11 protein-coding genes are annotated in these 15,857 nt (G+C 29.9%); 9 read left to right on the top strand and 2 right to left on the bottom strand.

Annotated elements, in window-relative coordinates; genetic code table 11:
- Positions 1 to 256 precede the first annotated feature (256 nt).
- The 9 genes from M2373_RS21040 (at position 257) to M2373_RS21000 (ending at position 12,215) form a co-directional block, all read left to right on the top strand.
- Complete coding sequence (locus M2373_RS21040) at positions 257 to 1,525, top strand: DUF3945 domain-containing protein (protein ID WP_259113259.1); 1,269 nt, start codon at positions 257 to 259, stop codon at positions 1,523 to 1,525.
- Positions 1,526 to 1,906: 381 nt separating this feature from the next.
- Positions 1,907 to 2,323 (top strand): hypothetical protein, encoded by a 417-nt coding sequence (locus M2373_RS21035; RefSeq protein ID WP_259113257.1) that lies wholly within the window; start codon positions 1,907 to 1,909, stop codon positions 2,321 to 2,323.
- A 30-nt stretch (positions 2,324 to 2,353) separates the two neighbouring features.
- Positions 2,354 to 3,322, top strand: coding sequence for an HNH endonuclease (locus M2373_RS21030; protein ID WP_259113256.1), 969 nt, complete (start codon positions 2,354 to 2,356; stop codon positions 3,320 to 3,322).
- Between the two features lie 192 nt (positions 3,323 to 3,514).
- Entirely contained in the window at positions 3,515 to 4,411 is an 897-nt protein-coding gene (locus M2373_RS21025; RefSeq protein WP_259113254.1) for a DUF4007 family protein, read from the top strand.
- Positions 4,401 to 7,616: a hypothetical protein gene (locus M2373_RS21020; protein WP_259113252.1), complete on the top strand. Its 3,216-nt coding sequence runs from the start codon at positions 4,401 to 4,403 to the stop codon at positions 7,614 to 7,616. Before M2373_RS21025 ends, M2373_RS21020 begins: the two co-directional genes overlap by 11 nt.
- On the top strand, positions 7,616 to 8,722 hold the full coding sequence (locus M2373_RS21015; RefSeq protein ID WP_259113250.1) for a phosphoadenosine phosphosulfate reductase family protein: 1,107 nt from the start codon (positions 7,616 to 7,618) through the stop codon (positions 8,720 to 8,722). Before M2373_RS21020 ends, M2373_RS21015 begins: the two co-directional genes overlap by 1 nt.
- A complete protein-coding gene (locus M2373_RS21010; RefSeq protein ID WP_259113249.1) occupies positions 8,722 to 10,248 on the top strand; it encodes a hypothetical protein in 1,527 nt (508 codons plus the stop codon). The genes M2373_RS21015 and M2373_RS21010 overlap by 1 nt, the downstream gene beginning before the upstream one ends.
- A 2-nt stretch (positions 10,249 to 10,250) precedes the next feature.
- Positions 10,251 to 11,375, top strand: coding sequence for a hypothetical protein (locus M2373_RS21005; RefSeq protein ID WP_259113247.1), 1,125 nt, complete (start codon positions 10,251 to 10,253; stop codon positions 11,373 to 11,375).
- Positions 11,376 to 11,378: 3 nt separating this feature from the next.
- Complete coding sequence (locus M2373_RS21000) at positions 11,379 to 12,215, top strand: hypothetical protein (RefSeq protein ID WP_259113246.1); 837 nt, start codon at positions 11,379 to 11,381, stop codon at positions 12,213 to 12,215.
- A gap of 78 nt (positions 12,216 to 12,293) precedes the next feature.
- Here the strand turns inward: M2373_RS21000 and M2373_RS20995 are convergent, their stop codons facing one another.
- A complete protein-coding gene (locus tag M2373_RS20995; RefSeq protein ID WP_259113244.1) occupies positions 12,294 to 14,681 on the bottom strand; it encodes an ATP-binding protein in 2,388 nt (795 codons plus the stop codon).
- A gap of 23 nt (positions 14,682 to 14,704) precedes the next feature.
- The gene (locus M2373_RS20990) at positions 14,705 to 15,850 is read right to left on the bottom strand and encodes a cysteine desulfurase family protein (protein ID WP_259113243.1); all 1,146 of its coding nucleotides are present in this window, start codon (positions 15,848 to 15,850) and stop codon (positions 14,705 to 14,707) included.
- Positions 15,851 to 15,857: the final 7 nt, after the last annotated feature.

The following is a 15,857-nucleotide window of genomic DNA, read 5'->3' as shown; positions in this document are numbered from 1 at the left end:
TCTTAAAAGCTGTCTTGAAGTGTAAAAGATAACTCTCAGGCTTTTACAACGTCCTGAATTGTAAAAGTTAGGAGTTTATTGAAACTTAATTCTTTTAAGACAGCTTTTTTAAAAATTCATCTTACAATGTTGTTGAAATACACAAATCTATCCGTTGCAGGATGTTTCACTCCATTGCAGGTATTTCAAACAAGATTGTACATCAATTTTAAATTAAAGACTAAAGACAATAATAACAAATCATAAAATAAGCGTCATGAATAATACAATCAATAATACACGAATCTCAGAAGCCAATACTTTATTGGTACTTCACCACAGTAATAATTCCATTGGAATGGTTCAGAATGTCAGTCAAAATGGACATCTTATCGATGTTAAGCCTAGTTTTGATAAGGTCGATTCGATGATAAGAATCGATTCTTCAGCGGAGTCTTTTACCGAATTCTATGCGGATTTTTATCATCAGCTTAAAAATCCAGAAGACTATTCATTTTTTAAGGTGACAGAATTTGAAGCGGTAGAAACTGCGCTAGGATTACAAGATTATATTGACAGTTCATCATCTATTGATAGAGAAGATTTGAAAAAGTATGAGGTTTCGATTGATGCAGTGGATGTTTTGAGAAATAAAAAGAATTTGAAGACCGATAGCTCGAATGGGATCAGTTTTTATTCTAAGAGACTATCTGCTGAAGTCATTAATCCAAGATACCGTTATCAGATTAATGATGTGGATTGGAATGCGGTAGCTGGGATTGGGCTTGATCGCGAGATGTTGGAAAAGTTTAATGTTTTGGATGAATTATTAAAGGGATTTAAAACTTCAGTGTTGCTTCCTGTACGATGTGATGATGGGGAAGAGGGAGGTACTGTTAATGCTAGACTACAATTAAAATTAAATGACAATGGGGAAGTGGTGCTTCAAGTTTACAGATCACAAAAAATGCCTGATTTCAGGAAGAAGTTTTTAGGTCATAAGTTTTCAAAGGAAGACCGACTAAATCTTTTAAATATCGGAAATATGGGCAGGGTGGTAGAGCTTGTAAATCCTGTCACAGGAGAAGTGATTCCGTCACTGATTAGCAGAGATAAGCTGACTAATGAATTGTTTTCTTTGCCAATAGATTTTATCAGAATTCCTACGGTGGTCTGTGATGTGGTTTTGAGTTTAGAACAGCAGGAAATTCTTCGTTCGGGAAAACCTTTGTTTGTTGAAAATATGTTATCCAAGAGTAAAAGGCTTTTCAATGCAACTTTGCAGTTTAATGCGGAAAAGCAGTGGTTGGAGTTTTTCTTTAATAAGAAATTGAGAGGAAATAATGAACATAGCTTTGAGTTTGTAGTTCCTACGATTTTTAGAGGTAAAGCTCTTCGTAGATGGCAGATTGATAAATTAAGGGCAGGGGAGATGGCTTATATCAGTGGGTTGGTGAGTGAAAAAGGGAGGGAGTATCAGGGTTATATTTGGTTTGATAAGGAGGTTGGGAGGATTGTGTTTTCTTTTAAAAAAGTGAGTGAATAATATTTCTTTTGTAAATTTTTAATAGTCTTTATAGAAATATTTGAGTGCACCATTAAGAATATTAAATTAAAAACCTGCGAAGATTAAGGCTTCGCAGGTTTTCAGTTTTTTCTGGAAAATGTTGCGGCAAAAATGCAATTCCTCTCTATGGTTGGAATCGCATTTTTGCAGTGTCTTGAGCACCCCTATTTCTAAAACATTTCTTGATTTTTGAAGGATATTTTTTTTGAAAAAAGTTACAAAATTTAATGAATTTATTACTATACAGTGTATTATAGTTAAAAAGTAAAATCATTTCAATGAATTATTTATCTTTTATTTGTTCTAATGTTTTATTTACTTTATTATATTGCAATATAAGATTCATTTTAATAAAGAAATATGGCAGAAATACAAAGAAATAGCACAGGGCTTTCTGGAGAATATTTTGTAGCAGCTGAACTCTTAAGAAGAGGATTTAGTGTTGGAATTACGATGGGAAATGCAAAAGCAATAGATATTCTTGCTGAAAAAGATAATAAACAATTTATTATTCAAGTTAAAGCAATTTATAAAAGAAAAAATATTGGATGGCCACTTATGAAAGATAAGATTAATATAAACCATTATTACATTTTTGTAAATCTCAATGCAGATATCATGTCATCTCCTGATTTTTATATTGCCACAGGTAAAGAAGCTTTTGATAAATGTAAACAGTATTCAACTCGAGGAATTGTTGATCTTTCATCACTAAATAGTTCTCAATTTCTTTCAAATTGGGATAAGTTATGTTTAAGCTCTTTTGAAGTGGATTAATATTTACTATTCTAAAATTTTATTGATAACATGAATTCTAAATTGGACTATTATATAAATTGTTTTATCTCATTGCGAAGAGATTATAAAAATGGAGGGGCGCCTCACAAGCCAATTCTTCTATTAAGTATTATAAAACTTTTTGAAGAGCAGTATTTCAAAAATGAGCATATTTACATTACACCAAATTTTGTGTCAGTATTTAAAATGATATGGTCAAAATTAGTAGTTTCCAATCATCATGCTGTTTTTGCCATGCCTTTTTATCATATGAAATCAGAACCGTTTTGGAACCTTTTTGCTAATGTAGGCTGCAAACAATTGGTGGAGTCAAAAAGCCTTATGCGTAATCTTAACAATCTTTTAATTGCAGTTAAATTTGCAACAATTGACTCTGAATTAGTGCACTTATTGAAAAATCATACTGAGCGTGAAATACTAAAGTCTACTATTTTGGAATATTATTTTTCAGAAACGAAAGCTAATTACGAACTCCTACACAAAGAAAATCTTCCTAATTTATCTATTTTAAGCCACAGTAGTAAAGAATATCGAGAGACAATTAAATTATTGAAAAAAAAGCTTAGAGAGGATGAATTTCAAGAAGAAGTTTTTATTAGATGTTCAATTTTTAAAAGGGAGATCCCGAAATTATATAACAATATGTGTGCAATTTCAGGTATGAGAATTATTACTGAAAATGACAATTCTATGATAGACGCATGTCACATTATTCCATTTGCTGAAGAATATAATGATTCATTGACTAACGGAATTGCTTTGTGCCCAAATTTACACCGAGCCTTTGACAGAGGACTGATTTCTATCTCTGATAATTACAAAATCTTGATAAGCAATCATTTTATTGAATCTGATTCTCCGTATAAATTATCTACATTTTCTAACAAGCAAATAGTGCTTCCAGTAAATGATAAATATTATCCAGATCCCGAAAATTTATTCCATCATAGGAAACGTTTTGGTTTTAGTCATAAATAGTATTAGTTTTTGCATAACCTTTCATAGATAAATAAAGTTTTGTTAGTCTAATATCAAGATGTTTTGTGAGATTTTTCGTCTAATAAAATATTTTGATAAATTAACTTTATATGATTTAAAGATATTACTAAAAAACAATTTTGAAGATTGCTTTTTTTTTGTTACTTTGTATCTGAAAAACTAAATTTAAAAATGTCAGAAATATTGACAAAATCTACAAAAAAGCTTACATTTTCAGGTCATGAAACATTTCATTGTCGACAATTATGGCTTAAAAAAGGATATGATTTTGTAAAAAAGGGATGTAGATTTACTGATAATGATTCAGTAGTTATATTAGGGGTAGGTAAAAATATGGTTTCTGCGATCAACTTTTGGATGAAAGCCTTTGGTTTGATAGACAAAGACGGAAATATTACAGAGATAGCGGACTATTTATTTTCTATTGATGGTAAAGATCCATACTTAGAAGATGAAACCTCACTATGGTTGCTTCATTATCATCTAGTTAGTCAGGGACTTGCGTCCATATATGATTTAATATTTAACGATTTAAGAAAAGAAAAAATAGAGTTTACTAAAGATAATTTTTTGTCTTTTGCCGAAAGAAAGTTAAATGAGTTTGGCGGTCTAACCTTTAACAAAAAAACTGTTAGTACAGATTTCGATGTATTAACTAAAATGTATACTAGAACAACTGAACAAGTAAAAGATAAAGAAGATACTTTTTCGGGATTGCTTACAGATCTTAATTTAATCCAGGAAGAAAAAAAATCAACTTCGCTATATTCTATTCCAAATGAGCAAAGAATCAATATACCGGAGCAAATAATTTTATATACTATCCTAGACCGAGACGATTTCCAAAATTCCATTAGTTTGAATACTATCTTTCAAGAGCGAAATCATGCTGGATCTGTATTTGCCATCAAAAAAAATTCTCTTATGGAAATGTTAGAATCAATAGCAAAAAATTCTAAATATAAAGAATATGGTATTACATTTAGTGATAATGCCGGAATTAAAGAGCTACAGTTTACTTTAAAACCTAATAAGTTTGATATTTTAAATGAGTACTATGGCAAATAAGTTTAATACCTCTATAAACATTATTCGTGATACTGATAGAGAGTTAAAATATATTCCAACACCCAATGCTATTCGTATCAGTAATCAGATAAGTAATGATTTTAAACAAGGTTTGAGGTCATTTAATATTATAGGTTCATATGGAACAGGTAAAAGTTCCTTTTTATGGGCTATTGAACAAACACTAAAATCAAATAAGGCTTATTTTGGATTGAACATACTACCGAATCCGAAGGTTGGGTTTGTAAAAATTGTAGGAGAATACCATTCTTTGAAAGAAGCATTAGTTGATAGTTTTGGAATTGAGAGCGATAAAAACTTCTCCAAAAATATATTTTCAGAGATATACAATCGTTATTACGATTTGGGTTCTAAAAACCCTCTGTTATTCATTATGATTGATGAATTTGGGAAGTTCTTGGAATATGCTTCTAATAATGAACCAGAAAAAGAACTATATTTTATACAGCAGTTTACAGAATTTATAAATAATGCAGACCATAATATTGTATTACTTACAACTGTACATCAAAATTTTGATGCTTACGCAATTCATTTAGAGCCTTCACAGAGACAAGAGTGGACAAAGGTTAAAGGGAGGTTTAAAGAAATTACTTTCAATGAACCAGTAGAACAATTGTTATTATTAGCATCTGAATATATTGAAGAAAAAAATTCGACTACTAAAAAAGAAAAATTTATTAATGAGATAGTAGAGTTATTAACTATATCAAAAGCTTTTAATACGAATGAAGATTATATAAATAGTATAGCTAAGAAACTTTATCCATTAGATGTAATTTCGTCCTACGTCCTGACTTTATCCTTACAAAAATATGGACAAAATGAACGATCACTATTCTCATTTTTAGAATCAACAGATCATACAGGATTATATCAGCATGGAATATTGAATGATACTTTTTATTCAATTTCTGAAGTGTATGATTACTTAATTTATAATTATTATTCTTTCCTTAACTCAAGATATAATCCGGATTTTAGTGCATGGAAGTCTATAAAGTCTTCTTTGGAAAAAGTTGAAACATTATTTGGCGAATATCAATCCGATTATGAAAAGATAATTAAGACCATCGGATTATTATCTATATATTCTCAATCCGGTTCAGTGATTAATCATGATTTTTTAGTTTGTTATGCTGAAAAGAGCCTTGGTATCGCAAATGCAAGAATGTTGATTGAGAATCTAGAGAATAAAAAAATAATTTTTTACAGAAATTATAACAACAGATATATACTCTTTGAAGGAACAGATCTTGATATACCGACAGCTTTATACGAAGCAGGAAATAAAATTGACGATATTACTGACGTTGTAACGTTACTTAATAAAAATTACTCTCTTCCGTCCGTACTTGCGAAGAAAGCAATGTTTCAAACTGGAACTCCACGTCTCTTTGAATATAAAATATCCTCACAGCCAATTGACACAAAACCATTAGGCGATGTTGATGGCTATATAAATTTGGTGTTTAATGAGAAAAATATTTTTTCTGATATTCAAAAAATATCAGAAGAAAACGGAGAAGCAATACTATATTGCTATTATTTGAATTCAAGGGAAATAAAAGACTTACTTTTCGAAATAGAAAAAACTAGAAGAGTTATTCAAGAAAACCTTGATGATAGAGTAGCCGTTACAGAGCTTAAGAATATTGTTTTACATCAGAGAAATTTATTAAATCATAAGATTCTGAATAGTTTTTTCGGGGAAAAAGCATCCGTTGTATGGATTTTTAATGGTGAGAAAATCAAATTAAAGTCACAAAAAGAATTCAACTCTTTCCTTTCTTATATTTGTGAAACAGTTTATCATAAAACACCTTATTTTAATAATGAGTTAGTAAATAAACATAAAATATCTGCTTCTATTCATACAGCCAAAAGGAATTATTTTAAGGCTTTGTCAAATGAGTGGGATGTTCCACATTTAGGTTTTTCTGAGGATAAATTTCCACCTGAAAAAACGATTTATCTATCACTTTTAGAAAATAACGGAATTAAATTGTATGATGATAGCTCATTAAATATTATTGAACCACATAATGAAAATGAGTTTTATAATTTATGGGAAATTTCAATTGAATTCTTAAGTAACGCTAAAGTTTCAAAAAGAAATGTTTCTGAATTTGTTGATGTACTTAGCAAAAAACCTTTTAAACTAAAACAAGGTTTTATTGATTTCTGGATTCCAACTTTCTTATTCATAAAGAGGGATGAATATGCGTTGTTTAATGAGGGTATTTATACACCAGTAATTAATGAGGATATTTTGGAAAGATTAGCCAAAATACCTGAAGATTTTGAAGTTAAATCGTTTGCTTTGGACGGTGTTAAATTAGATATTTTCAACAGTTATCGTAAGTTTTTGAATATTGATTTAAATAATAAGAGTAATGCTCAAACCTTTATTGAAACTATAAAACCATTTTTGGTTTTTTACAGAGGGTTACCTGAATATTCAAAACAAACAAAGCGTTTGTCTAAGGAGAGTATTGCAGTTCGGGAAGCTATAGCTAATTCAAAGGATCCTGAACAATCTTTTTTTGAGGATTTTCCTGCTGCATTAGGTTGCTCAGTTTCGAAAATACAAAAAGACAGAGCGGAGTTACAATATTTCATTACTCACTTACAGGATTCGATAAAGGAGGTTAGAAATAGTTTTGATGAACTTGTCAATAGATTTGAATCTTTTTTACAGGATAAATTTATAGGTTCGCCTGAGATCTTTGAAAAATACAAGAGTATATTTCAAAATAGGTATAAAAATATTCACAGACATTTATTGCTTAATTCTCAAAAATCATTTATACTCCGATTAGATTCTCAAATAGAAGAGAAAAAGGCTTGGTTGAGCTCTCTTGCACAATCTTTAACTGGCAAATCATTGGAAAAGTTCACTGATGAGGATGAACTCTTGCTTTATGACAAGTTTTCAGATATGATTTTAAGTTTGGACAGTTTAAATAGAATCTCAAAAAGTAAATTTGATGAAGAAAAAGAAATTGCAATTGATATTCAGATTAATTCGTTTGGTGAGGAGAGATCAAATAAAGTAATCCGTTTGCCTAAGAGCAAAAGTCATGATGTTGAGGAACTGCAAGATAAAATAAAAGTATTACTTTCTAAGGACAAAAGTATAGATTTAGCTGCGGTAGCAGGTGTTTTAAAAAAATTAATGTAATGGGTAAGGTTAGACATGTTTTAGGAATATCAGGAGGAAAGGATAGCGCCGCTTTAGCTATATACATGAAACAAAATCATCCTGAACTAGATATTGAATACTATACTTCGGATACAGGAAAAGAGCTTCAGGATACCTATGATTTAATTGAGAATCTTGAAAATTTTCTTGGAAAAGAAATTATAAAACTACCATCTATTTCAGATGAGACTTTAAATCCTTTCGATCACTATATCAAAATGTATAATGGTTTTTTACCCGGCAATATGTCTCGTTGGTGTACAAAAAAGTTAAAATTGGAGCCTTTCGAGAAATTTGTGGGTAATGATCTAGTTATTTCCTATGTCGGAATTAGAGGTGATGAGGATAGGGAGGGTTACATATCAAAGAAATCTAATATTCAATCGATATTTCCTTTTAGGAAGAATATTTTTAGCGAGGATGTCACTGCAAAATTTCTTTCTAATGGTAATATTCTTAATGTTCTCAAATATTACGAGAGTATTGATTTAGGTGAAAAAAGGGAAAGGATTTTCGAAGTGATAAATGAGGAAACTTCAGTAAATTTTAGTCAAACACAAAAATTGAACAGTCTTTTAGATTTAGGAATAAAGGAGTATAATAAAGCAATTTTTCAGTTTCTTCAAACAACCGAATATCCATTGTCAAAAGAAAATGATTTTCCTTTAATCAATAATGAAGATATCCTTGTTAGAGACGATATTTTTAGAATTTTAGAGGAGTCCGGTGTTGGAGTTCCAGAATATTATAAGGCTATAGAATTTGAAGTAAATGGAAAAAAATCAACTTATGCCCGAAGTCGTTCTGGTTGCTTCTTTTGTTTTTACCAACAGAAGATAGAGTGGATTTGGTTGTATGAACAACATCCGGATCTATTCTTAAAAGCAATGGAATATGAGAAGGACGGTTATAGTTGGATACAAGATGAAACTTTAGTTGAAATTATTCAACCTGATCGTATAGAGAGAATAAAAGAAGAATATATTAAACGTAAAGAAAGAAAAAAATCGAAGGTACAATCACCTTATCTTTTAGATATTTTAGATGATGCTGAGGGGGAAGGTTGCGCTAGTTGCTTTATATAATGACAAAATTATCAGACATAATCGCAAATTTAGATTATAAAAAAACTAAAGAGGATACAATTGAAATAATAGATGGAGAATTTATTATTGAGATACTCTTTGATAAATTTATAACATTAGAAGATAATTTTCCTGATACTAAACATATTATCTTTATTGTAATTAAAAATTATAATGAAGATAAAAAAAAAGTAATTTGGAAATTATATAGTACTTTAAATTTTATTTACAGCTACTTAAATATAATACCAAAATATTTTACTAAAGTTGATAAGAATAAAACGCTTAGTTTTTTTGAAATTATCTTATATCCGCAGTATTTATCATTTGATTTTTTTGCTTATCTATCTAATAAACACCCTGCGCAGTGGTTTCATAATGAGAATTATTTTATTAATAGTAGTGTAGAGGAAAGTGGAACGATTAATATTTTACTTACTAACACGAAAGCTCGACGTTTAGGATACCTAAAACTAATCATTGAGATGTTTAATAAGTCTAGTTATTATCCAACGACATACCTTAATAAAAAAGTGGAAGATAACAGTTTATTGTATGTAAATGATTTGCTAGAATATGGAACAGATAATAAAGGTGATAACAAAGGACTTATAAAAAAAACTAGCACTGGCGCTTCTGCCAAACCTTATGTAGATCTTTTGGAAGAGATGGATATTACTGTCCGAACAAATAATTCGTATATATTGAGTAAACAGAGTAAGATTTATTTTCATCTTAATAATGTTTCTACTGAAAATCAAGACGAGATATCAACAAATGTTTTTGAGTTTGGTTTACTTGATAAAATGTTTTTTTTGAGACAAATATTGATTACGGACTCCCTTTATATCTGGTCTATTATTGATATTATTTTTATTGCACAAAAACCCATTAGTACATTGAAGATAAAGGAGGTTTTTGTTAATTACGTTATAGCAGAATTAGAAAGGAATCAACAATTCTCTGAAAATAATACAAATAAGAGAAAAATAATGGAAATAATTTCTAGAATTGAAGCTTGGAAAAGTCCTATAGTATATTTAGAGCATATAATAGAACCTAGAGTAAATTGGCTTGTCGATTTAAGAATTTTAGAATTAAAATCCAATTCAAAAGAAAAGAAATACAGTTTAACGAAAGTTGGACGTAATTTATTTGCTATTCTTTCGCAGATTTACAGTTCTAATTTTAATAAACAACTTGTGTTGCAATCTTTTATAAGCAAGAATTATATGGGAACATTTGCTTATATCTATGAGATTGAATTCTCAAGAAAGGATTGGGACTTTGATAAAATTGAAAGCTATATTTTAGAAGCTTTTAAACTCTTTAAAACAAATGCACCAAATAGGATTGCTGCATCACAAGGAATTGATTATGTTTGCTTCCAGTCATTTTTAAAGGATGGTGTTATTATAGAGTTTGACGATTTAAGGAGATATTTACAAAATAACCATCCTAGATTCATTTTAGATTGGTTTAAAACGGAAAATGATGGAACTATATATATTAAAAAACTAAACTAATTATGGAATTATCAGAATTAAAATTAAAGGAAAATCCTTTTAGAATTGGCCCATCTATAAATCCTCACGATCTTATCTGGGCTGGTTTTCCTGAGCTTAAAGTAAAAATAGAGCAAAGATTGAAATTTTCAATGAAAACTTCACCATCAAGGATTGTTTTGAATTGGGGAAGATATGGAAGTGGCAAAACTCATGCTGCTAATTATTATACAAAAACTCAGAGACTTGCTGATATTTGTGTAGAATCTTCAACCACACCGGCAAAAGGTATTAAAATCAACTTACCTAGAACCTCCAAAGATCCTGTGCAATCATTTTTTCGTAGTTTTTTGGGACAAATCAGTTTATCAGTTATTAAATCTGATTTCAACAAATTGAAGGCAAAGCTTAACACTGAGGAAACTATAGATGCTTTAATTGATTTAAACTCAAATGATAGTATCATATCTGATTTATTTAAGTTAATAGCATCCGATGACAGTCAGGAGCAATTGACGGCGATCGAAGCTTATTTATTTGGTGATGCCACAAAGGGAACTCTTTCTAAACTAGGACTTCCTTTTGGATTGAAGGATGATGAACAAATAGTTAATTTTCTGAGTACCTACATTAATTGTATCACCTACGAAAAAAGGACATACTCTTCATTTATAGTTTGGCTAGACGAGTTTGAAGATATTGATACTTTGAACAAACAGAGTCAGGATCGCATGACTACATTTTTAAGGCAATTGTTTGATAAAGCACACAGTCATTTTTTACTTTTTTTAAATTTTACACCAAAAACCTTTTTTAATGTTGAAGATCTATCTATTGTTTTAGGAGAATCATTATCAACAAGAGCAAGAATTCATATATCATTTGAAGCACCTACTATTAGTGAAGCCATTACATATATTAAAGAATTGATTTTACATCAGGCAATTGGTCAGAACAATGAATTTGGACCTTTTGATAGTGAAGCTACACTAATTTATGTGTTAGAAAATATTGGAAATTTGTCTATAAGGAAGATAAATGAAGTTTTCTCATTGTTATTAGAATTAGCATTAATAGAGGAAAAAGATTTGATAGATATAGAATTTGTCAAACTTTTTAAAGATGAAATTCCCTCATTTGAAAATTAATTTATGATTGCCTACTTAGATACTTGTACTATTCTAAATCTATTGCAGATTAATTATGATGATGAATATATTAAATTTTTGCAAAAAACATTTGATCACATCAAATTAACACCAAAAGTTTTTGATGAGTTACGAAAAAATAAATTTATTAACGTTGTTGATGATTTGAATAAAGTAGATTTAGATAATATAATTTTTGGACAATTAGCAAATTTTATAGATAATTCTGACTGCTCTGACGTCTTAGAGTTCACACGTACACACAATTCTAATTGTTTTAAAGACAACGGAGAATCGCATTCTGTAAGTTATTCAGTGCAAGAAAGTCGATTTGGAAATGATTTCGGTGAAAATTTACTTAAAACACATTTCATTACTGATGATGAGCCTGCTAAAACAGATTTTGATCATTTTTATAATATTAATTTGATGGGTAGAATTCTCAATTCTATTGATTTGATGACAATCTTCTGGCTGAAAAAATATATTTCGAAAAATCAATTAATTACCTATTGCCATTCCTTAAAATTACTTTATAACAAGGATGTAGGACTATTGATAATTAAGCTTAAAGATTACAGTTCAAAATTTATTGATGAACTAAAAACAAAGCAAAAAATCATTTTGACAAATTTCATTGAGATTTTAAATGATTTAAGTGGAGATGTCAATGCTAAAATAACCGAGATATTATCTAAAGACGAATTTAAACAAATATTAAAAAATAACAAGGACTGGGACAATTTGATTTCTAGCGTTCAGAAAAGTAATTTTCGAGAAAAAATACCTTACATAAATGAAAGGATTATTCTGATCGAAAAAATTTGGGAATATAACTAATATTTAAAAAAATATCTAATTTGATAAAGATGTCTACTTTTAACTAATTAGATATTTTTTTTAATCAAGTCATAAACGCTAATCATCCAAGCTACCCATCAATTGCTCCATACCAAAATTTAAAAGAAAGTCGGAGTAATAACTATCAAATACATCACGTATATATTCATCGATAGTTATTTCTCCGTCATTATTTTCTGTCATTAAATAGAGTTTGTAATTCTTCTTTTTAGTGATCATATACAAAAATAATGAGTGAAAGTATACAGATGCAATATATCTTTTCTGGGCAACTATGATCTGCTCCTCGTTCTTTAATTTTTTACGATAGTTTAAAAACACATTACTGTCTAAATTAACGTAAATTTTTTCTAAAATATCTCCTGAAGCTACAGGATTCATTACAGTGTCGTAATTCATAGATATGCCGTGGCTCTCTAAACCTTCCCACTGATCTCTTGTAATTCTTACTAATTCAGGCAATCCCATATTACTAAAATCTTCTTCCTCCTTTGGAGCTGTTTCTTTTTTTTGTTGTTGATCAACAATTTTAAGAAAAACAATCTCTTGAAAAGATTCTGAACCTGCACCTTTTAAAGAGGCTTCAATTTCGATTTCATCACCTTGTCTGAGTTCAACATCAGGATTAAATGTTATCTTAATTGTACCTTTATCAGGACTTGATTTTATAATGTTTAAAAGTTCTCCAGGCTCTTTATTATTTCCTTGTTGGTTGTCAGATTCTTTTTCTGTTCTTCTAATTTTTAAAATACTTACTTGTAAATCGCCCGGCTCATCTGTTCGGTCAAAGTAGTGATCTTCAGCGTCGGTTTCAAATTTTAATGTTTTTTCGCCACCAATAGGTACAGAAATAGGATTACTAGCTTTATTTTGTAGTTTAAAAAAACTTGGAAAGCGCTCAGGTTTAAATGGCTTTTCTTGTCTTTCTTGTAGTTTACTACCTCTTGATTCTTTTTTTTCTGGTTTGTCTTTTGTTTTCTCTTCGAGTTTAAGTGTATTCTGTATCAACTTGAACAAATCGCTATCTTTGGATAAATTTTTAGCAAAATTCTTTATCAACTCTGATGTATCTTCACTTTCTAGTCCAATAGAATCCTTTCGGCGCTTATTTATTTCATCAAGTTTCGATTTTGTCAGTTTTATTTTTAGGTAATCTCTTAATTCTTCAGCTTTTGCTCCATTCTTTAGACGATCACGGGAAGCCATAAAAAGATCTTTTCTAAACTCATACTTCATTTTTGAACAATCTACATTAATCAACAAATAATCTTTAAGTAAATTGTATTTTAAACTTCTAGTGATAAACTCAGATGTATAATGACCATGTACTTGACCATTCATTGAAAATAAAACAGACATATTATTTTTAAAATAGCGCCTTTGAATATCTGCTTTGGTTTCTTTTACTGTTTTTCCTTCTTGTTTTGGTTTAAAAACATAGCACGTAACTTTCATTTTTCCAAAAAGCGCATCATCATACTCCTCTGAAAACCAATCTTCCACATAATCTTTTTCATCTTCCAAACGTCTTTGAAGTCCATATACGGTAGTTTGCAAAACTTTATTATTAGGATAACGCTCTTTTGTGTCGATTGTAAATATAGGCAGAACAGGTTTAAACAAAAATTCATTAAGGTTTTGATTCAAATCTTGCGCAAAGCCTGAAATCCCTTTCATTTGATAAGAATACATCTTGATGATTGAACCTGTGGTAAAGTTTCGATTGAGAAGATTTAAATCAATATCGCTAATATCGAATTGGGGGATTTTTCCATCAATTTTTAGATATTCGTACCAAGTGTTTTTTTTAGTGGTTAATTCTGCTTCTGAAAGAGGATGTTCTCTAACTAAAGTAAATCCAAACTTGCCTGTCCTATCAAATTTTTTAGATCCAATCAATTGATATCCTTTTGTTCCACAAAATACAATAGCACCGCTACCTCCCATGTTGTATTTACCCTGGACAAAATGAATTTCATTTTTATTCCCTCTCATCAATGACAAAAAAGTATTTTCAAAATCTTCTGGATGTTGTCCTTCACCATTATCGTATATAATGACTGAGCTTTGTCTCGTCGGTCCATCGGCGATTATTTGAATGTCTTCAGCTTGTGTTCTTCTAAATTTATTGAGATCCCAATTTTTATTATTTGGAAAAAATTTCTCCACTGCTTCATCCATTGACTTAGGAGCATTTTTACTTTTGGGATCAATTCCTAATTCAAGACACCTTTTCATTAGAGTGGCATCAATTGAATTTGTTACCTTTTCAACTAATGCAGCGATAGGATTAGATTGTTGGTTTTCAATGATACTAAAATTAGATTCATTTCCACCGATTGGTACCCAATTTTCATTTTTAAAAATATCTTTAAATTGTTGTATTGTTTTTTCAACATCTTGTTCTGTAGCGCTAAAATATAATTGTTCAAATAATTCTTTCATGGTGTTTTAGTTTGTAGATAGTGCTATTTTTGAAAATTGGTTATAACTTCTTTAATTTTACGAACCGTATAATCAATTTCTTCCTCAGTATTGTACTTACTCAAACTGAATCGAATACTTGAAAATGCGTCCGAAATACTCACTCCCATTTCTGTTAATACATGAGATGGTTCTATTAATTCAGAATGACAAGCAGAGCCATTTGAAACACAAATATTTCTCAATGTTCCTATTAGAAAATCAGCTTCTATGTTTGGGAAGCAAATATTGGTTATATTGTGTAATCTTTCAGCCGAATATCCATTAATAAAAGTTCCTTCGATCGATAAAAGTTCTTGTTCCAATCGATCACGTAGTTTTTTTATTTTTTGAACGTCTTGATCCATTTTATCGAGGCTAATCTCTGCACATTTGCCTATTCCAATGATTCCGGGAGTATTTAATGTACCACTGCGCTTATTGTTTTCTTGCCCGCCACCATGAATTAATGGTGTGAATTTATTTTCTTGCTTATAGTAAAATCCTCCAATTCCCTTTGGAGCATGAAATTTATGTCCGGAAAATACCAAAAAATCGATATCAAGATCTTTAACATCAACGGGAATCTTACCTACTGCTTGTGTAGCATCTGTCATCATAAGAGCTCCATACTGATGAGCGATTTTTGTGATTCCCTTTATATTTTGAATTACTCCGGTTTCGTTATTAGCTAGCATAACTGAAACTACAAGGGTTCTATCAGAAATCACATTTTTTAAATTAGCTATGTCAAGTACTCCTGATTGTAAAACAGGAAGATAAACCACTTCGACACCTATTTCTTCAAGAAATTTACAAGTGCTGAGAATGGCTGAGTGTTCAGTTGCTACTGTAATAATTTGTGGCTTTTTAGACTTATCTGAGTTTGTAACAATCCCTTTCAGTACTGCATTAATCGATTCTGTTGCACCGGAAGTAAAAACTATTTCGTTAGCATCTGCATTTAATAAATTAGCAACCTGCTCTCTAGCGTTTGCTATTTCATTTCTAACTTTTTTTCCCATTAAATGAGAACTTGAATAATTAGCATATAATTCCGACATGAAGGGAATCATTGCACTTAAGACATTGTCGTCAATCTTGGTTGTTGATGCATTGTCTAAGTATATATAATCTTTATATATTGACATTTTAATA

Origin of the sequence: Chryseobacterium sp. JUb7, assembly GCF_024806495.1 — a bacterium.
Lineage (GTDB): Bacteria > Bacteroidota > Bacteroidia > Flavobacteriales > Weeksellaceae > Chryseobacterium.
The sequence above is the reverse complement of the archived record's forward strand: the minus strand, read 5'-3'. Positions and strand labels throughout refer to the sequence as shown.

What these genes read in the sequence shown, in the direction of transcription:
- M2373_RS21040 (WP_259113259.1), top strand. Translation starts at nt 257, where the DNA reads ATGAATAATACAATCAATAATACACGAATCTCAGAAGCCAATACTTTA.
- M2373_RS21035 (WP_259113257.1), top strand. Translation starts at nt 1,907, where the DNA reads ATGGCAGAAATACAAAGAAATAGCACAGGGCTTTCTGGAGAATATTTT.
- M2373_RS21030 (WP_259113256.1), top strand. Translation starts at nt 2,354, where the DNA reads ATGAATTCTAAATTGGACTATTATATAAATTGTTTTATCTCATTGCGA.
- M2373_RS21025 (WP_259113254.1), top strand. Translation starts at nt 3,515, where the DNA reads ATGTCAGAAATATTGACAAAATCTACAAAAAAGCTTACATTTTCAGGT.
- M2373_RS21020 (WP_259113252.1), top strand. Translation starts at nt 4,401, where the DNA reads ATGGCAAATAAGTTTAATACCTCTATAAACATTATTCGTGATACTGAT.
- M2373_RS21015 (WP_259113250.1), top strand. Translation starts at nt 7,616, where the DNA reads ATGGGTAAGGTTAGACATGTTTTAGGAATATCAGGAGGAAAGGATAGC.
- M2373_RS21010 (WP_259113249.1), top strand. Translation starts at nt 8,722, where the DNA reads ATGACAAAATTATCAGACATAATCGCAAATTTAGATTATAAAAAAACT.
- M2373_RS21005 (WP_259113247.1), top strand. Translation starts at nt 10,251, where the DNA reads ATGGAATTATCAGAATTAAAATTAAAGGAAAATCCTTTTAGAATTGGC.
- M2373_RS21000 (WP_259113246.1), top strand. Translation starts at nt 11,379, where the DNA reads ATGATTGCCTACTTAGATACTTGTACTATTCTAAATCTATTGCAGATT.
- M2373_RS20995 (WP_259113244.1), bottom strand. Translation starts at nt 14,681, where the DNA reads ATGAAAGAATTATTTGAACAATTATATTTTAGCGCTACAGAACAAGAT.
- M2373_RS20990 (WP_259113243.1), bottom strand. Translation starts at nt 15,850, where the DNA reads ATGTCAATATATAAAGATTATATATACTTAGACAATGCATCAACAACC.